General features: G+C 62.7%; 13 protein-coding genes and 1 pseudogene. 6 read left to right on the forward strand and 8 right to left on the reverse strand.

Features of this window, described 5'->3' with window-relative positions:
* Positions 1-1283: acyl-CoA dehydrogenase (locus QZ564_RS04030; RefSeq protein ID WP_297105016.1), on the reverse strand; the 1283-nt coding region annotated here is incomplete at its 3' end.
* A 382-nt stretch (positions 1284-1665) separates the two neighbouring features.
* On the opposite strand from QZ564_RS04030, the gene QZ564_RS04035 reads away from it, so the two are divergent.
* The gene (locus tag QZ564_RS04035) at positions 1666-3381 is read left to right on the forward strand and encodes a long-chain fatty acid--CoA ligase (RefSeq protein WP_297105020.1); all 1716 of its coding nucleotides are present in this window, start codon (positions 1666-1668) and stop codon (positions 3379-3381) included.
* The gene (locus QZ564_RS04040) at positions 3378-3773 is read left to right on the forward strand and encodes a MerR family DNA-binding transcriptional regulator (protein WP_297105023.1); all 396 of its coding nucleotides are present in this window, start codon (positions 3378-3380) and stop codon (positions 3771-3773) included. Before QZ564_RS04035 ends, QZ564_RS04040 begins: the two co-directional genes overlap by 4 nt.
* Before the next feature lie 281 nt (positions 3774-4054).
* On the opposite strand, the pseudogene QZ564_RS04045 reads toward QZ564_RS04040, so the two are convergent.
* The 3 genes and pseudogenes from QZ564_RS04045 to QZ564_RS04055 all read right to left on the reverse strand — a co-directional run.
* Positions 4055-4153, reverse strand: a pseudogene (locus QZ564_RS04045) (UvrB/UvrC motif-containing protein); the annotation flags it as partial.
* An 85-nt stretch (positions 4154-4238) separates the two neighbouring features.
* On the reverse strand, positions 4239-5804 hold the full coding sequence (locus tag QZ564_RS04050; protein ID WP_297105025.1) for a cisplatin damage response ATP-dependent DNA ligase: 1566 nt from the start codon (positions 5802-5804) through the stop codon (positions 4239-4241).
* Positions 5801-6805 (reverse strand): ligase-associated DNA damage response exonuclease, encoded by a 1005-nt coding sequence (locus QZ564_RS04055; protein ID WP_297105028.1) that lies wholly within the window; start codon positions 6803-6805, stop codon positions 5801-5803. Before QZ564_RS04055 ends, QZ564_RS04050 begins: the two co-directional genes overlap by 4 nt.
* Positions 6806-6969: 164 nt before the next feature.
* Here QZ564_RS04055 and QZ564_RS04060 point away from each other — a divergent pair, with 164 nt between their 5' ends.
* Positions 6970-7977: an alpha/beta hydrolase-fold protein gene (locus QZ564_RS04060; protein ID WP_297105031.1), complete on the forward strand. Its 1008-nt coding sequence runs from the start codon at positions 6970-6972 to the stop codon at positions 7975-7977.
* 74 nt (positions 7978-8051) lie between these two features.
* Here QZ564_RS04060 and QZ564_RS04065 read toward each other — a convergent pair whose 3' ends face one another.
* The 3 genes from QZ564_RS04065 to QZ564_RS04075 all read right to left on the reverse strand — a co-directional run bounded on the left by QZ564_RS04065 (position 8052) and on the right by QZ564_RS04075 (position 12916).
* Positions 8052-10958, reverse strand: a complete 2907-nt coding sequence (locus tag QZ564_RS04065; RefSeq protein WP_297105034.1) for an insulinase family protein — start codon at positions 10956-10958, stop codon at positions 8052-8054.
* 216 nt (positions 10959-11174) lie between these two features.
* Positions 11175-12149, reverse strand: a complete 975-nt coding sequence (locus QZ564_RS04070) for an aldo/keto reductase (RefSeq protein ID WP_297105037.1) — start codon at positions 12147-12149, stop codon at positions 11175-11177.
* 101 nt (positions 12150-12250) lie between these two features.
* On the reverse strand, positions 12251-12916 hold the full coding sequence (locus tag QZ564_RS04075; protein ID WP_297105040.1) for a GntR family transcriptional regulator: 666 nt from the start codon (positions 12914-12916) through the stop codon (positions 12251-12253).
* A 247-nt stretch (positions 12917-13163) separates the two neighbouring features.
* Here QZ564_RS04075 and QZ564_RS04080 point away from each other — a divergent pair, with 247 nt between their 5' ends.
* Positions 13164-14444, forward strand: a complete 1281-nt coding sequence (locus QZ564_RS04080) for a Gfo/Idh/MocA family oxidoreductase (RefSeq protein WP_297105043.1) — start codon at positions 13164-13166, stop codon at positions 14442-14444.
* 73 nt (positions 14445-14517) lie between these two features.
* Here QZ564_RS04080 and QZ564_RS04085 read toward each other — a convergent pair whose 3' ends face one another.
* Positions 14518-15033 (reverse strand): hypothetical protein, encoded by a 516-nt coding sequence (locus QZ564_RS04085; RefSeq protein ID WP_297105046.1) that lies wholly within the window; start codon positions 15031-15033, stop codon positions 14518-14520.
* 175 nt (positions 15034-15208) lie between these two features.
* On the opposite strand from QZ564_RS04085, the gene QZ564_RS04090 reads away from it, so the two are divergent.
* On the forward strand, positions 15209-15955 hold the full coding sequence (locus tag QZ564_RS04090) for an ABC transporter ATP-binding protein (protein WP_297105049.1): 747 nt from the start codon (positions 15209-15211) through the stop codon (positions 15953-15955).
* Positions 15955-18501 (forward strand): FtsX-like permease family protein, encoded by a 2547-nt coding sequence (locus tag QZ564_RS04095; RefSeq protein ID WP_297105053.1) that lies wholly within the window; start codon positions 15955-15957, stop codon positions 18499-18501. The genes QZ564_RS04090 and QZ564_RS04095 overlap by 1 nt, the downstream gene beginning before the upstream one ends.
* Positions 18502-18504 lie beyond the last annotated feature (3 nt).

An 18504-nucleotide genomic window follows, 5' to 3' on the forward strand; every position in this document is an offset into this window, starting at 1 on the left:
TCGCCGAGCGGCTCGGCCACGCCTTCCATGATGCCCACCGGAATGCCGAACTGGCGGCGCACCCGCGCATAGGCCGAGGTGGCGCGCAAAGTCTGCTTGATCGAAGTCGTGCCAATCGCCGGCAGCGAAATGGCGCGACCTGTGGACAGACACTCCATCAGCATGCGCCAGCCCTGTCCGGCATAGTCCGTGCCGCCGATCAGGAACTCCATGGGGATGAACATGTCCTTGCCGCGCACCGGGCCATTCATGAAGGCCTGACGCGCCGGGTAATGGCGGCGGCCGATATCGAGGCCGGGATGATCATGCGGGATCAGCGCCAGGGTAATGCCGATATCGTCCCCGCGGCCAAGCAGGTTATCCGGGTCCTTGAGGATGAAGGCGAGACCCACCAGAGTGGCGATCGGCGCGAGGGTGATGTAGCGCTTGTCAAAGCTCAGGCGGACGCCCAGCACCTCCTTGCCCTGATAGCTGCCCTTGGTGACGATGCCGATATCGCGCATGCCGCCCGCGTCCGATCCAGAATGTACGCCGGTCAGAGCAAAGCACGGCACCTCCTGGCCATTGGCCAGGCGATGGAGGTATTTTTCCTTCTGCTCCGGCGTGCCGTATTTCTCCAGCAGTTCGCCCGGCCCCAACGAATTGGGCACCATGACCGTGATCCCCGCTGCCACCGAGCGGCTGGCGATCTTGGAAACGATCATCGACTGCGCCTGGGCCGAAAAGCCGAGACCGCCATGCTCCTTGGCGATCAGCATACCCAGGAAGCCCTTCTCCTTAAGGAACTGCCAGAGTTCGGGAGAAAGATCGGCACGGTTGTGCCGAATGTCCCAGTCATCGATCATCTTGCAGGCAGTTTCGGTCGGGCCATCAAGGAAGGCCTGCTCTTCTGCCGTCAGCGTCAGCGGACGAATTTTGGTCAGCTTGTCCCAATTGGGCCGGCCGGAGAACAGTTCGGCATCCCAGCCGACGGTTCCGGCATCGAGCGCTTCCTGCTCGGTGCGGCTGACCTTGGGCAGAATGGACTTCACCGCCCCATAGATTGGCCGCGTCAGCACCAGCATGCGGATCGGCTTGACTGCCAGCACCAGGAGCAGCACGCCGAAGATGACCAGCAACCAGCTGAACCAGCCCAGTGCATAGCTCGCACCGGACTGCGTGAACGTGACGCCTGACAGCAGCCCAATGGCCGCAAACCCTGCACCCCACTGCCAGAGCGGGCTCTCCCGCATGGCCAGGGTGGCAAACAAGACAAGACTGATCGCAATCAGCAACAGGGTCATCGCCCACATCCTCCGCCTACGGCGCAGGGTCCATTCATGGGCTGCGGCCGTCTTTGTTCCAATGCCGGGCCACCCTTGAGGGTTTCAGCCCACCGTCCTGCCTGGCCCACTTTAGCGCGGCTGCCGGGACTTGTTGAACATAGTTTATCCAGATTGACGCATACGTCAACTGACTGCCGATTAGGGATACAAGCGCAGTCGCCCTCCACCCCGTCCACGATTCCTCCAAACGCCCGGGCACCGAATTGACGCTAACGTAAACTAGTGAAATAATTCCGAAGAGATGCGAGCCGAGATGCCAATAGAGCATCGGGGCACAAGGCCCCCTGCATCCAAAAATGGCAACGCCCGTTTGCCCGAAGCGGCATTGGGAGGAGACAACATGGACACGCCAGCCACGAGCAATGACGGCCTTCGCCCCTGGATCGCCAGCTATCCCGAGGGCATCGTCTGGAACGACAAGATTGACACCACCCCGGTGCACGAGCAGGTACTCGCGGCCTGTGCCAAGACCCCTGACGCCGTAGCGCTCCACTTTCTCGGCGGCACCACCACGTTCGGCGAACTGAGCGAAAAGATCATCGCCTTTGCCGGGGCATTGCAAAGCCAGTTCGGGGTCACCAAAGGCACGCGCGTGGCGTTGATGCTGCCCAATACGCCCTTTTACCCAATCGCCTATTACGGCGTGCTGCGCGCCGGCGGCACCGTGGTCAACTGCAACCCGCTCTATACCGTCGCCGAGCTCGGGCACATCACCGCCAATGCCGGCGCCGATATCATGGTGACGCTCGATCTCCAGCAGATCTTTGAAAAGGCAGAAGCGCTGGTCGCCGCCGGTCACGTCAAAAAGCTGATCGTCGCGCACTTCCCCAATGCGCTGCCACTGGTCAAGAAAATCCTGTTCTCGCTGGTCAAGCGCAAGGATCTGGCCCGGCTTGACCAGTCTCCCCAGGCCGGTGCCATCAGCTCTTTTGAATCACTGCTGGCCCGCAAGGACACACCCTCTGCGGTCAGCATCGATCCGGCCAAGGATATTGCCGTGCAGCAATATACCGGGGGAACCACCGGCATCCCCAAGGGGGCTCTGCTGACCCATGCCAATATCGCCGCCAATATGAGCCAGATCGACAAATGGGGGTGTGGCCTGTTCTATCCGCCCTCTAAGGTGATCGCGGTCCTGCCCTTCTTTCACATCTTCGCCATGACGGTCTGCATGAACGTGCCGCTCGGCAATGGCACGCCGGTGATCATGTTGCCGCGCTTCGAATTAAAGGCCCTGCTGGGCATTTTCGCGCGCACCAAGGCCAATGTGCTGCCGGCAGTTCCCACATTGCTTAACGCCATCGCCCGCGCCGACTCGGTCGGTGCCGAACAGATCGAGAGCCTTGAAGTCGCCATTTCCGGCGGCGCGGCCCTACCTGACGAGGTCCGCCATGCCTTTTCCAAGAAGTCCAAGGCGCTCCTGGCCGAAGGCTACGGCCTCACCGAAGCTTCCCCGGTCGTGTGCTGCGCCGCCCTGCGTGTGCCCTCAAAACCCATGTCCATCGGCCTGCCTCTTCCCGGCACCGACATCCGCTTCGTCGACGTGGATTCAGGCAAGGTGGTCGGTATCGGCGAAAACGGCGAACTGCAGGTCAAGGGCCCGCAGGTCATGGCCGGCTACCATGAAAATCCCGAGGCCAGCGAAGCGGCCTTCATGGACGGCTGGCTGCGTACTGGCGATGTGGGCCACATGGATGAAGACGGCTATGTCTTCCTGGTCGACCGGATCAAGGACCTGATCATCTGCTCAGGCTTCAATGTCTATCCGCGCACCATTGAGGAAGCCATCATGACCCATGACGCCGTCGACGAGGTCAATGTTATCGGCGTATCCGACGAATATCGCGGCGAGGCCCCGGTGGCCTATGTCAAGCTCAAGAACGGCAAATCGGTCAGCGAAACCGAGCTCAAATCCTTCCTCACCGAGAAGCTCAACAAGATCGAAATGCCCAAGCAGATCATCTTCAAGGACGCCTTGCCCAAGACGCTGATTGGCAAGCTATCCAAGAAAGAACTGCGGGAAGAATACGCCCAGATGAAAGCCGGAAAGTCGTGACGTCCCAAGCTTCCGAAAATCAGGACCTGTTTGCCATTGCCGACCTCGCCCGCGAGTTCGGCATCTCGACCAGGGCCATCCGCTTCTATGAATCCAAGGGGTTGCTCTCGCCCGAGCGCGTCGGCGCCACCCGCATCTTCCGCAAGCGCGACCGGGCCCGGCTGATCCTCATCCTGCGCGGCAAACGCCTCGGTTTCACCCTGCGCGACATCTCGGACTATCTGAGCCTCTACGACGCCGACCGCACCCAACAGGTCAACCTCCTCGCCGGCAAGGTCGATGAACGTCTCGCCTTGCTCGAACGCCAGCGCGACGATCTCGAAACCACCATCCGCGAACTGCGCGAAATCAAGCAGCTGGCCGAGGAGCGCCTGCACAAGAAGGCGGGGTAGCCGCCACGGGCCCCCAACCGCCTTCCTCTCCCTTTTGGGGAGAGGAAGGCGCGCAGCGCCGGGTGAGGGGCCTTCGAGACGTCACGATCCTAACGTTCCCCGCGCCCCTTGTGGTTTTTTGTCATCATGTTCGGCTTCTTTGGCCTCACCCACCCCTTGGGCGGCTGCCGTAGCGGTGCGTTCGACCCCAGCCCGGTCTGCCCGGGTGGTGCCTGGCCGACCACCACGCTGACTTCATCGCCATTCTCGTCCCGCACGACGGTCGCGTCGCCATATTCGCCCTTGAGGCGCGCAATCTCGTCGCGTAGGGCCGCGGCCTTCTCGAAATCGAAATCAGCCGCAGCCGCTTCCATCTGCTTTTCCAGCGCCACCAGGCGCGCGTGATTGGTCCGCGATGACATCGATTACTCCACGACTCTGAACCGCTCCTCCCCCTATCAAGAGGAGGTTGGGTGAGGGTAATCCCTAACCCACAAACGCATCCATATCTTCCAGCCGCGCGGCTTCTCCGGCCGGCTTGTCCCAGCGTATCCGATTGATGCGCGGAAATCTCAGCGCGACACCTGATTTGTGACGCCCGCTTTTCTGCGCGCTATCAAATGCCACCTCGAACACCAGTTCCTTCTTCACTTCCCTCACCGGTCCGAAACTGCCCACGGTATTGGCGCGGATCCAGCGGTCGAGCTGCTTCAGCTCCTCATCGGTGAAACCGAAATAGGCCTTGCCGATGGGCACGATCTCGTTGCCCTTCCACACCCCGAACGTGTAGTCCGAATAGAAAGAACTGCGCTTGCCATGCCCGCGCTGGGCATACATCAGCACGGCATCGACCACATTTGGATCGCGCTTCCACTTGAACCAGAACCCCTTGGGCCGCCCCGGCACATAGGGCGCCGTCCTGAGCTTGATCATTACCCCTTCATGGCCATGGCTTTCCGTCCCCAGGCGCCGCAACTCTCCCAGGTCATCCCAATCCCCGAAAGGCAGTACCTCGGAAAGGTCGAGCCGCGTCTGCGGATTGCGTCCGAACCAGGCCTCCAGCCGCTCGCGGCGGGCCTCCCAGGCGAGGGCGCGAATATCCTCGTCACCGTCGAACAGCATGTCATAGACGCGCACGAAGCCGGGCAGTTCGGCCATCTGCTTGCCCTGGGCCACTTTCCGGTTGAGCCGCTGCTGCAGATCGTTGAAGCTCCGCGCCTCGAAATCGTGCCCAACCAGCAATTCGCCATCGAGCACCGCCTGCCCCATGGCGACCTCCACCACATCCGGAAAACTTGCGGCAATGTCGTCACCGGTGCGCGAAAACAGCGACGCGCCCTTTCGGCCCAGCACCAGCTGCACCCGAATGCCGTCCCACTTCCATTCGGCCGAAAAATCGCGCGGATCGAGCTTTTCGAAATCGCTGTCCTCCACCGGGTTGGAGAGCATCAGCGGATGAAACCGCGCCGTATGATCGATAGCGGGCCGCTCGGCCCTGCCTTCGAGCCACGCAAAAAGCTCGCCATAGGGCGGCTTCACGCCATGCCAGACCTCTTCGATGGCCTGCAGGTCCACCCCGCTCATCTCGGCCAGCGCCGTCTTGGCCAGACGCGCCGAGACACCGATGCGCAGGGCACCGGTCGCCAGCTTGACCAAGGCCCAGCGCTCATGGATCGCCGCTCGCGTCAGCATGTTGCCGATCACCCGTGGCAGGTCTGCCTTGCTCGTCCGATTGAGCAGTGTCACGATCTCGCTAAGGCGCGGCAGCTCCCCCTCACCATGGTGCGGCCAGATCAGCGCAATGGTCTCGCCCAGATCGCCAACATAATCATAGCTCAGCGCGAACAACGTCTCGTCGACCTCCGCCAGCACCGTCTGCTTGAGCAGCGCCGGCTTGACATTGACAATGTCGAGTTCCCCGGTCAGCACCGCCAGCGCCAGCCCCCTGTCAGGGTCCGGCACCTCGGAAAAATACTGGGCCAGTGCCGCGATCTTGCGTGTCCGCGACGGCGTCAGCGCCAGCAGTTCGAGCAGGTCGGCAAACCGTTTCACGCCCCGCCCTCCCCGCCATCGTCGTCCAGGCCCGGCAGCGCCAGCGGCTCGGCCGCCAGACCCTGCTGGCGGCACCAATAGACCAGTGCATCCTCGCGCCCATGCGTCACCCACACGGTCTCCGCGCCGCTTTCGAGAATGGATTGGTTCAACTCGCCCCAGTCGCAATGGTCCGAAATGACCAGTGGCAGCTCCACCAGCGCCTGCCGGGCGCGTTGCTTGATGCTCATCCAGCCCGAAGCCTGGCAGACCACGGGATCAGGAAAGCGCCGGCTCCAGCGGTCCCGGATGGCCGATGGGGGCGCAATCACGATCTCGCCCGCCATGGCCGCCTTGGGCATGCCGGTCGCCGGCAACAGCTCACCCAGTGACACCCCAAGCTCTTCATAGAGCCCGCAAAGCTCGATCATCGCGCCATGCAGGTAAATTGGCCGGTCCCAGCCCGCGTCGCGCAAAAGCGCAATCACCCGCTGCGCCTTGCCCAAAGCATAGCAGCCCACCAGATGGCAGCGTTCCGGCTGGTCGGCCACCGATTTCAGCAAGCGCGCAATCTCGTCCTTGGGGTGGGGGTGCTGAAAGACTGGAAGCCCAAAGGTGGCCTCGGTGACCAGCAGGTCGCATTCCACCGCCGCATAGGGTTCGGCTGTTCGATCAGGCAGGCGCTTATAGTCCCCGGTCACCAGCGCTCGCTGTCCATTGGCCTCGACCAGCACCTGGGCCGACCCCAGAATATGCCCTGCCGGGTGCAGGCTGACCAAGGCCCCATCAATATTCAGCACCTCGCCAAACCGCAGCGTCTCGAACCGTCCAGCGCAATCCGCGCCATAGCGCACCTTCATGATGGCAATGGTCTCGGGCGTGGCCAAAACCGCCCCGTGCCCGCTCCGCGCATGATCAGCATGGCCGTGGGTGATGATGGCGCGCGGTTTGGGCGCGACCGGGTCGATCCAGGCGTCGATGGCAGGCACATAGAGATTGCGGTCGAGGATCGGCTTGTTCATGCTGCGCACAACGACTTTCGAAGACGTCCGGTTCACCGAACCTTAGGGCGGCACCGTGACAACCCCTGTCACCAGCCCATAGGCTCCATCGCACCCTCCCCCCGATGGGAAGGGAGGCGCATAGGCCACGCCCGTGCTAGAGAGCAAAAAAGAGGAACAAAAGCATGCGCAAGACCACTCACGCCCCCGGCTCCATCCATCGCCTGACGGTGGAAAGTCGGGCAATTGCCAATAACCGCCTTGGTGATGACACGACGCGCATTGTCGACGTTTATGTCCCCGCCGGTCATGACGGCAAGGGCCTCCCGCTTCTGGTCGATCTCGTCGGCTATACTGCCGGCGGTCCGGCCCACACGGCCTGGAAGGCCTTCACCGAGAACGTGCCCGAGCGCCTCGACCGGCTGATCGGGGAAGGCAAGATGGCACCCGTGGTCGTTGCCTTCCCCGATTGCTTCACCCGCCTGGGCGGCAATCAATATGTGAACTCCCCGGTCATGGGAAACTGGGAGGATTTCCTGATCGAGGAAATGCTGCCAACGGTGGAAAAGAAGTTCTCCTGCGGAGGCACTGGCCGCCGCGGCGTGTTCGGCAAGTCTTCAGGTGGCTTCGGCGCGCTGGTCCACGCCATGCGTCACCCCGATGTCTGGGCCGCCGCTGCCAGCCATTCGGGCGATGCCGGCTTCGAGCACCTCTACCTCGCCGGTTTCCCTGACGTGCTGATGGCGCTGGCCAAGAAGAACAACTCGATCGAGGAATGGTTCAAGGCCTTTGAAGCCAAGCCCAAGCTTGATGGCAAGGACACCATGACGCTGATGTTCCTCTGCCAGGCCGCCAGCTTCGACCCGGACCTCGATGCCTTCCTTGGCCTGAGGCTGCCCGTCACCCTCGACACTTGCGAGATCATCTCCGAACGCTGGGAAAACTGGCTCGCCTGGGACCCGGCGCTGATGGTCAAGTCCCACGCCGACGCCATCGGCAAATTGAAGGGCTTCTTCCTCGATTGCGGCACCGAGGACCAATACGCGATCCTTTACGGCACCCGACGCATCCACAAGACGCTCGAACAACGCGGCATCGCCCATCGCTACGAGGAATTCCCCGACAACCATTCCGGGATTGACTACCGCATGGATGTCAGCCTGCCATATCTAGTGGAAGCGTTGAGCAACTAGACACCGCTCGCCCGTCTCGGCCCTTTGCCGATCCACCCTTTGAGGAAGGCCGCGAGAGCTGTGCTCGATCGGCCTCACACCACCTTGCTGACCTCAAGCAATCCCGGCTGCTTTTCGTTGGCCAGATTGATCGCGGCTTCCCCGCCCAGCACCACGACATGACCCTTATCGGCCACCAGATCGATCGCATCGGCCAGCGCCAGAAAGTCTGCCCGGCTTGTCCCGATGATTTCGTCGCGCCGCTGCTGGCGCACTTCATCCGTTGTGCCGGTCAGAATGCGCCACATGGCAGAATAGCCTTTGGCGTCTGGAAACTCGGGGCGATCGAGGTCGCCGACCACGCCAATCACCGAACGCACCAGATCGGTCTCGCCGATCTCCGCCCTCAGCGCCTTGGCGGCGCCGTCATAGGCATCCAGGGTCTTGAGCAGATTGGGGTCGCGATAGCTGAGGAATGAGAAATTCCCCGAGCTGAGGTCGAACCGGCCCGACCCGCCATAGGCACCACCCTGCACCCGCACCTTATCCCAGAGATAGGTGGTGTTGAGCAGTCGCAGTGCCACCGCCGACGCCGCGGAAAGCTCCAACCCCAGCGCCTTGAGATTGGCGCCCTTGCCCACATAATTGACCTGCGCCGGGATCACCAGGCCCTCATTCCTGGGCGCAAAGGCGTGCTGCCAGTCGGCAACGGCGAACCGGCCATCGGGCAGCCTGCTGACAAATCCGGCCAGCGCCGCGTTGGCCGCACCTGCCAGCGCTTCATCCGCCGTCAGGTTGATGACCATCCTGTCACGGTTGAACAGCCTGTCGCGGATGGCTTTCAGCGTCGCCTCGACGCTTTCCCAATCGATGTCGATGCGCTTCACCAATCCCTTGAGGAAATCGAGATAGCTCACGCCGCTCATCTGCTCGGCGATCCAGCCCGCCTCTGTCAGGCCCGCCTTGATGCGCGTATCGACAATGGCATTGCCGCTGGGCACCAGCCGCGCCTCAAAGCCCGCCTTTTCCTCCAACGCCATCTGCCGGAAGCGCGTTTTGTCGGAGAAATTGGCGTCCAGCAGCACATCTCCGAGGATATCGAGCATGGCCGAGAATTTATCGGGCACTGCCTTGCCGGACAGGAAGAACCAGGCTGCCGTGCCCAAACCGTCCTGCCGTGTCGCAAGCCCCCGATGCTGGGCGATGCCCCCCGTGGTGCGCCCGATGCGCTGGGTCAGCGAGACGAAATCTTCCTTGCTGGTGCCGGTCTGCAGCAGCGCCCTGCCAAACAAGGGCAGATAGGGAATATGCGCCTTATCAAGCACGTGCAGGTCGAAGCCAAGGTCGAGATAGATTATCCCTAGCGTCGGCAGGTCGTGATAGAGCGCCCGAACCCCACTGATCGCGGCCTCTTCGCTCGGAACGGTCCGGATGTCCCGATCGAGGTCGCCGAGCGTCAGGGTGGGGATCTTGGCCAGGTCCTCGGGCTTGTCGAGACTTTCCTGGAGTGCCCGAAGGCGCTCTGTACGGTCAAGGACATCTTTAAGGGCTGTCTCGTCGAGCTCCGCCCGCACCTTGGCAAGGCGATCTGCCTCCGCCTTGGCTTCCCGTGCTCCCTGCTCGGGATCGGCCTCGAGCCGGCTGGTCAGCCGGTGCGGGTTGTCCAGGAACAAGCGCCGGATTTCCCTTTCGAAATGCCCGTTGGCGGCCTTCTCCTTGAGGCCGGTCAGCGCCTCCTCGAAGACCAGCGGCGAAAGCGGATCACCGCCATGCAGCCACCCGCCGAGCGCGGTGAACATATAGGTCATGCCGCGCGGATAGGCGCCCGTGTTCTGCTCTCGCAGATTGAATTCGAACGTGTTGATCGCCGCTTCGCGTTGTTCTTCGGAAAAGCCGGTTTCCGCCAGTTCTTCCAAGGTGTCCAGCACCAGCTGTTCCACCTTGTCGGCGTCGGCCGGATCGATCCCCTTGAGCCCAAAGGCGCCCATGGGCTGGCGCAGATGGGTGGAGATGCCCCCTCCAATCATGCCTTCGCCCAGCCCGCTTTCATTGAGCTTCTTGCGCAGCGGCGCGGCGGAATTGCCGGCCAGCAGATAGCTCAGCATGCCGTGGCTGAGCGTCTCTTCCCGGCTCTCGGGCGGATCGAGCATCCAGTTGACAGAAACCATGCCGTCCCGGCGCTTGTCCGGATCAATGGTCCCGGCATAGGTGCCGCTGACTGTGCGTGGCGAGTTCCAGCGCGGCTGCAGCTTGACCTCGGCATCGACATCGAGCCGGTCGAACTGGTTGAAATAACTGTCGAGAATCTCGAGGCGCTTCTCGGGCGCGTCATCACCCGAAAACACCACCCGCGCATTGGAGGGATGGTAGTAGGTCTGGTGAAATCGCTTGAACTGTTCGTAGGTCAGATCCGGGACGACCTTGGGGTCTCCGCCCGAACTCCGGCCATAGGTGGTGTCCGGATAAAGCGCGGTCTGGCTCTGGGTGTGCATCACCGAGTCCGGCGAGGAATAGACCCCCTTCATTTCATTGAAGACCACACCCTTGTAGACCAGCGGCGCATCGAGGCTATCGAGTTCGTAGTGCCAGCCCTCCTGCTCGAAGGTTTCTTCCGAGATCAGCGGAAACAGCACCGCGTCGAGATAGACATCGACGAGATTGTAGAAGTCCTTGAGGTTCTGGCTAGCCACCGGATAGGCCGTCTTGTCCGGAAAGGTCATGGCGTTGAGGAAGGTATGCATGCTCCCCTTGATCAACTCCACGAACGGTTTCTTGACCGGATATTTCCGGCTCCCGCACAAGACCGAATGCTCGAGGATATGCGCAATGCCCGTCGAGTCCGCCGGTGGCGTCTTGAAGGTGATGCCGAACACCTTGTTCTCGTCGGCATTGACCAGGCTCAGCACCTCCGCCCCGGTCTTCCTGTGCCGATAGAGCAAAGCCTTGGAATTGATCTCGGCAATGGACTCGTCGCGGACAAGCTCGAAGGCGGGGTGGGACATGGAGCTACTCTTCTTGAAATACTGTTTGGCCCTAACCTAGGTGCGGCACGGATGATCCGCTAGAGGCCTGCGCAACACTGTGAGCCAATGGCCCCTCCCCTCTGGGAGAGGTGACTTAGCTGAGCCGATGACGGAGACGCCGCCGCGAATTTAGTGCCCGCGACGGCATACGCGTTCTGAGGCGCGACCCGCCATCGTCCCCCAGGGAGAGAAGGACTACACCCCGCCCCTGATTTCCGGCTTCACTTCGTCGCGATACCATTCGCCCAGCTGCTTCATCAGCGCCGGGAACAGGCTCTTGCGTTCGCTGGCTGCAACATTGTCGGCGATCTGCTCGGGCTTGCTGACGCCCGCAATCACCGTGGACACCTGCGGATGGTCGAGGATCCAGCGCAGGGCGAACTGGCTCAGGGGTACACCCTCGGGCGCGAACCCCTTGAGCGTCTGCACCAGTTCCACGCCCCGTTCGAAGGGAATGCCCGAAAAGGTTTCACCCACCGAAAAGGCCGCCCCATCACGATTGTAATTGCGATGGTCGCTGGCCTCGAACTGGGTATCCTTGCTGTACTTGCCGCTCAACAGGCCGCTGGCCAGTGGCAGGCGCACGATGATGCCGACATCCTTCTCCGCCGCCTTGGGCAGCAATTCGCTGGCAGCGTCCTGGCGGAACAGGTTGAAGATGATCTGCAGCGTCGCGCATCCGGGCTGATCGAGGCAGATCATGCCCTCCTCGATGGTCTCGACGCTGGCACCCCAGTGACGCACCAAGCCCTCGGCCTTGAAGTCGTCCATCCAGCCGAATACCGCGCCTTCGCGCAATATTTCGGTTGGCACGCAATGCAATTGCGCCAGGTCGAGCGTGTCGACGCCGAGCCGCTTGGCCGAGCCCACCAGGCTTTCGCGCATCGCCGCCTTGGAATACTGGTCGGGAAACATGCCGCTACCCCGCCCCAGCTTGGTGGCTACCCGCACATTGGGTCCCTTGGCGTGGGCACCGATACGGCTTTCGGAGAGACCGCCACCATAGACGTCGGCCGTATCCCAGAACGTGATGCCGGCATTGAGCGCATGGCCCAGAATGGCCGCGGCGGTCTCATCGCCCACCGGTCCGAAATCGCCCCCAAGCTGCCAGCAGCCCAGGCCGATTTCACTGACGTCATAACCCGTCTTGCCCAGCCGCCGCGTCTTCATGACCACTCTCCTGCTACCATTGCCTGGCGCAACCTATTGATGCCCAATGGCAAGAACAAGTGTACGACAGCGCACTTCGCCTTTGCCGCCGACGACGGCCCCTATTCGAAATAGTCCGGAAAATCCTCAATCGTCTGGTTGAGCAGTAGTTCGGCCCGGCCGAGATGTGCCCGCATGGCCGCCTCCGCACTGGCAACATCGCCCTTGCTCACCGCCTCGGCGATGATCTTGTGCTCGGCAATGGCCCGCTGGCTCGATGACACACCCAAGGTCAGGTAGCGCACCCGATCGAGCTGCATCTTGTGATCGTCGATCAACTGCCACGCATATTCGACGCCCGCCAGCCGGGCCAGCGTCCTGTGGAACAGCTCATCGAGCTTGTGAAATCGGCGGCTGTCATTGGCGGCCGAGGCCGCTTCCTGGTCGGCAATCAGCTCTGCCAGCACCGCAGCGGTCTCTGCGGCCGGGGCAGTCGCCACCCGCCGGATAATCTCGACCTCGATGCTCTCGCGAATAAATCGGCTCTGCCGCACCCCGTCTGGCGAGATTTTCTTGACCACCGTGGCGCGCTTGGGCCGGATCAGCAGCAGCCCCTGCTGCGCCAGGCGAATAAAGGCCTCCCGCACCGGCTGGCGCGATACGCCGTAGCGCCCGGCAATGTCGCTTTCCGAAATCACGTCACCGGGCTTGAGCGCCATGGTGACGATATCATCGCGCAGGGCGACGACGACACGAAATGCGATAGTTCCCTCGAAAGCCTCGCCCACCTTGCCTCCATGTCCGGGCTGATTCCGGTTTCCGACCATGGGACCAATTGCCGGTTCTCTGTTCACTTCGTTTGTGCTCTTCCACAGAAAACCCGGCCGTTTTGCCCGCCAGACCGGCCGGAATGGCACTTGTCGCCACCGCGCCCAAAGAAAGGGTACATTTCTTTCATCTTGTATGGTAGATCAAACTTCGCTGCCTCGTTCGAGGCCTGATGCAAAATTGCTGTCAAATCTGGAGTGAAGACGAATGGCCAAGGCCTATGCGCTGGTTGGGACCGGAGGTCGCGCGCGAATGTTCTATGAGGCGATCCTTGGACCGCATCGCGACCAGTCCCGATTGGTCGCGCTGTGCGACACCAATCAGCTGCGCATGGATTTCACCAACAAGGTGATCGTCGAGGAACTCTCTGGCGCGGCCGTCCCCACCTACAAGGCCAACGACTTTACCCGCATGATCGCCGAGCAGAAGCCCGACACGATCATCGTCACCTCGATCGACCGCACCCACCACCACTACATCATCGCCGCGCTCGAAGCCGGTTGCGACGTCATCACTGAAAAGCCGATGACCACCGACCCCGAAAAGTGCCAGGCCATCCTCGACGCCGTCGAACGCACCGGCAAAAACGTCCGCGTCACCTTCAACTATCGCTACGCGCCGCACAATTCCGCCCTGCGCGAACTCATAGCCGAAGGTGCCATCGGCAAGGTCACCTCGGTGCATTTCGAATGGCTGCTGGACACCCGTCACGGCGCCGACTATTTCCGCCGCTGGCACCGCGACAAGCGCAATTCCGGCGGCCTGATGGTCCATAAATCCACCCACCATTTCGATCTGGTCAATTTCTGGCTCGGCACCGAGCCGGACACTGTCTTCGGCATGGGCGATCTCAAGTTCTATGGCCGCGCCAATGCCGAGGAGCGCGGCGTCTATACGCCCTATACCCGCACCACCGGCGTCGAGGCCGCCAAGAACGATCCCTTCGCCATCGACCTTACCTCAAACCCCGTGCAGAAGGGCCTTTATTGGGATGCCGAAAAGGAAGACGGCTACCAGCGCGACCAGAACGTGTTCGGTGACGGTATCTCCATCGAAGACACCATGAATGTCATCGTGCGCTATCGGAACAAGGCAGTGATGTCCTATTCACTCTATGCCTATGCCCCTTGGGAAGGCTTCAACGTCGCCATCAATGGCACCGGCGGACGCCTCGAACTGACCGTGCACGAGAATTCCTACATCAATGCCGGCGCCGGCTCGGAAACCGAAGGCGCCGCCAAGGGCGTCAAGCTCTACCACTTCCCGCTGCATGGCGAGCCGCGTATCGTCCCGGTCCAGCATGGCGAAGGCGGCCATGGCGGCGGCGACAAGATCATGCTCGAGGAAATCTTCGGGGGTGCCGCCCCACGCCCCGGCTACGGCGCCAACCACCGCGACGGGGCGCTGTCCATCCTCACCGGCATCGCCGCCAACAAGAGTTTTGCAACGGGCCTGCCGGTCGACGTGAAGACCCTGGTGAAGCTCTAGCCTAAGACCATAGAAGGACACTGCGCGGCCCTCGGGTCATACCCGAGGGCTGGACCAAGGCACAGGTAAAACCCTACCGGCTGAACGGCACGCTCGCCGTCAGCACCTCGCCCGAATTGTTGAATTCCACTTCGAAATCCACGGTGATGCTGTCATTGCCCACCAGCAGAATGCGCGCACCGATGCGCACATCGCCGCCAGCCCGGTCCTTCTGCTGCTCGCGCAGGTCAAAGCTGATCCGGCCGCCCGACTGCCGGCCGATGGCAAGGCCGGTATAGCCGGCATTGGAACTCATGGCCGCTTCATAGCGCCCCGCTTCGTCATTATAGGCGATGGTGCCGCTGATCGAGAGTGTCGCGTTCACCAGGCTGCAGCGTCCAGTATAGTTGATCTTGAGCAGATTGCCCTGCGCCACGCTCAGTCGGCAGCGGAACGGCTCCGGCTGGTCGCCGCCCACCAGCGCCCCCTGCCCCCGCCAGTCCCCGATATAGGAGGATAGCAGCTCCAGCTCGCGCACCCCGGCCTGGGCCACCCCTGCCGTTACCGCCAGCATCAACGCCACCACGAATGTGCGCAGCCAAATCGTCACGTCCTACCCCCTCGAAAGCCGCTTGCCGGCCATGTCTGCCAGCACTCTAGCGCCTCTACCAGTAAAAATATGCTCCAATTGACGGCATTGTTACGAATCACCCAACCACTATTGGATAATGGGAACGGCACAAATCAACCAAACCAGGTTGGCCAATGAGGGGGAAAGTGCGGTCATGACCTCTGGACCGATTATCGAAGCCCGCGATGTGGACTACTCGCTGGAAGTCGCCGGGCGCCCCCTGCACATCCTGCGCAAGGTGTCCCTTTCTGTCGCACCATCCGAAGTGGTCGCCATTGTCGGTCCTTCGGGCAGCGGCAAGACTTCGCTGCTCATGCTGCTGGCGGGCCTGGAGCGGGCAACCGGCGGCAGCGTCGTGGTCAATGGCCGCGAACTGGGCGGCATGGGCGAGGACGATCTGGCCCGCTTCCGCCGCCACACGCTCGGCATCGTCTTTCAGAGCTTCCACCTCATTCCCTCATTGAGCGCGCTGGACAATGTCGGGCTGGCGCTTGAAATCGCCGAGCCCGATCTCACCATGGCCCAGGTGCGCGACAAGGCCGCCGCAGCCCTGGCCGCCGTGGGGCTGGAGAACCGCCTCGACCACCGCCCGTCCGCGCTTTCCGGGGGCGAACAGCAGCGAGTCGGCCTGGCACGCGCCAGCGTCGCCAACCCGCCTTTGCTACTGGCGGACGAGCCGACCGGCAATTTGGATCAGAAGACCGGCGCCATTGTTGTCGACCTCATGTTCGACCTGGCCCGCCGCAACAAGACGGCGGTGGTCCTGATCACCCATGACCCCTCCCTGGCCGATCGCGCCGACCGGGTTTTCACCATGACCCAGGGGCAGTTGACCGAAACCACGGCGCCCATGGCGACCCAGGCCGCGGCCCGCCCTGCCCGCAAGTCGGTGCGCAAGTAATGGCCGGCTTTTGGGCCGCCGCCCGTATCGGCCTTCTGGACATGCGCGGTGATCTGCGGCGCTTTCTTCTGCTTGTGGTCTGCCTCGCCGTCGGCACCGCCCTTATCGCCGGCGTCAATTCGGTTGGCACCAGCATCACCCGGGCCATCGAGACCGGTGCAGCCGAAATCATGGGCGGCGATCTCGAACTCTCGCGCGCCGACCGCCTCGCCACCCCCGATGAACTGGCAATCATGCAGTCCCTTGGCCGGCTGGCCACGGTCATCGACACCAATTTGCGGGCCCAGACCTTCGAGCAGGAAGCCTTCGCCGATGTCAGCGCCGTCGGCCCCGGCTATCCGCTTCTGGGTGCCGTTCGCAGCCCGCAACTGGGCGACGGCCAGGACGTGCAAGAGCTTCTCGCCGAACTCGACGGTGCCCACGGCGCCCTGATCGATGGCATCATGCTCGATCAGTTGGGCATCGCCATCGGCGACAGCTTCGGCCTGGGTGGCACCGAGTTTGTTGTCCGCGGTACGCTCAGTGGCTTGCCCGATGCCCCGGTGCGGGGCTTCCGCCTCGGCCTTCCCACCCTGATCTCTACCGAAGGCTTTGCCAGCGTCAGCGATCGCACCTCGCCACTGCCCGGCCTCGGCACCTGGTATCGCTACAAGATTCACCTCGCTGATCGCGACATCGAGGCAGGTTTGGCCAGAGCCATCGAGCAGTTCGGCAATTCAGGCTGGACGGTGCGGTCCGCCCGCGACGGCCTAGGCCAGATGGTGCGCTATTATGACCTGTTCATGCGCTTCCTGCTGATCGTCGGCCTGGGCTCACTGCTAATTGGCGGGGTCAGCGTCTGGACCGGCATGCGCGCCTATATCGCCGAGCGCTCCGGTGTCATCGCTGTCCTGCGTTCCATCGGCGCCGATCGCAGCCGCATCTTCATACATTTCCTGGCCCAGGTCGCTGCCCTGGCCCTCGTTGGTGTCGGTACCGGCCTGGTCATCGGCGCCGGTGTTGCCTGGTTCATCCTGCCCACCATCGGCGCGGCAGTCGGCATAGCCCTGGCGCCGGCCGTGCACATGCTGCCCCTGGCCATCGCCGCCGGCACTGGGCTCGTAACGGCCTTTGCCTTTGCCTATCTGCCCTTGGTGCAATCGCAGACCATCCGCCCGGTCCTCTTGTTCCGTGCCAAGGGGCTGGACGCACCGCCGGTCCATTGGCCCAGCCTCTTGCTGTCCTGGCAAATCCTGCCGCTGATCGGCGCTATTGCCGCCTTTTTCCTCCTCGCTTGGCTGATGACCGGGGATGCCGCTCTGGTCGCCGGTTTTGGCCTCGCCAGCGCCCTCGGCGCCCTGCTGTTCCAGGCATTCATCCGCATGGTCCAGGCTGGCCTGGCCCGTCTCCCGGAGGCCGGGCCGCGCGTGCTGCGCCATGCCATTCGCAATATTTCCGCGGCAGGGCAGAACGCTGCCGCCGTCGCTGTCTCGGCCGGCATGGCACTGGCCATGCTGATCATCGTGCTCGTCATGCAGACCAATCTGCAGCAGGAATTCCTAGGCGCCTCTGCGTTCGATGCGCCCACCCTGGTCGGCTCCGACCTCTTCCCCGATGAGGTCGAAGACCTCGAGACCCTGACGCGTGAGGGCAACGGCATCTCCCGCTTCGTATCGACTCCCATGCTGCGCGGCGCACTGGTCGAGGTGGCCGGCACCCCCGCCGAGAACCTCGTCACCCGCGGTCCGGAGGCCACATTCCTCCTCGCCGGCGAAGTGCCGCTGACCTATCGCACCCATCAGCCCGCCGCCTCGCGCGTGACCGAAGGGGAATGGTGGCCTGCCGACTATGCCGGCCCTGGCCTTGTCAGCCTGCACCAGAGCCTCAAACACGGGCTGGGCGTCGAACTTGGGGATACCCTCACCTTCTCCATCTTCGGCGAAGAGGCCACTGTAACGGTGGCCAGTTTCCGCGACTATTCCTGGCAGGGCGGCATCGACTTTCTTGCCACCTTCTCTCCCGGCGTTCTGGACACTTATCCCACCACGCTCTTTGCCGCGGTCACGGCAGCGCCGGGGCAGGAAGACGCGGTCGCCCGGCTTCTGGCGTCCGAACTGCCCGACATTCGCTTCATCTCGGTTGGCGACACTCTCAAGCAGGTGACAGACGCCCTCACCCAGCTTTCCTTTGCCGCCAGCCTCATCGGTGGTCTCGCCGTGGGCAACGGCCTGCTCGTGCTGATCGGCAGCTTGTCGACCGGCCGTCGTCAGCGCGAAGCCGACACTGTGATCACCAAGGTTCTGGGCGCCACCCGGTCTGAACTGATCGGCACCGCCTTCCTGCAATATCTGGTGTTGGCCATATTGGCCGCCATTCCCGCCATCGTCCTGGGCATCGCCATGGGCCGCTTCGTTAGTGGCCTGCTCCTGGCCGTCGCCTTCACCCTAAAGCTCGACATCATCCTGGTGGTACTGCTGGCCGCTATTCTGATCACCGCGCTGCTGGGCGCCATGACCATCTGGCGCGCCGTCTCCACCCGTCCCGCTTTGCTGCTGCGCGATCTTTAGCGG

Origin of the sequence: uncultured Devosia sp. (assembly GCF_913055165.1) — a bacterium.
GTDB lineage: Bacteria > Pseudomonadota > Alphaproteobacteria > Rhizobiales > Devosiaceae > Devosia.

Excerpts from the sequence above, each read along its gene's own strand:
- QZ564_RS04060 (WP_297105031.1), top strand. The coding sequence starts at position 6,970 with ATGCGCAAGACCACTCACGCCCCCGGCTCCATCCATCGCCTGACGGTG.
- QZ564_RS04055 (WP_297105028.1), bottom strand. The coding sequence starts at position 6,805 with ATGAACAAGCCGATCCTCGACCGCAATCTCTATGTGCCTGCCATCGAC.
- QZ564_RS04070 (WP_297105037.1), bottom strand. The coding sequence starts at position 12,149 with ATGAAGACGCGGCGGCTGGGCAAGACGGGTTATGACGTCAGTGAAATC.
- QZ564_RS04065 (WP_297105034.1), bottom strand. The coding sequence starts at position 10,958 with ATGTCCCACCCCGCCTTCGAGCTTGTCCGCGACGAGTCCATTGCCGAG.
- QZ564_RS04090 (WP_297105049.1), top strand. The coding sequence starts at position 15,209 with ATGACCTCTGGACCGATTATCGAAGCCCGCGATGTGGACTACTCGCTG.
- QZ564_RS04035 (WP_297105020.1), top strand. The coding sequence starts at position 1,666 with ATGGACACGCCAGCCACGAGCAATGACGGCCTTCGCCCCTGGATCGCC.
- QZ564_RS04095 (WP_297105053.1), top strand. The coding sequence starts at position 15,955 with ATGGCCGGCTTTTGGGCCGCCGCCCGTATCGGCCTTCTGGACATGCGC.
- QZ564_RS04080 (WP_297105043.1), top strand. The coding sequence starts at position 13,164 with ATGGCCAAGGCCTATGCGCTGGTTGGGACCGGAGGTCGCGCGCGAATG.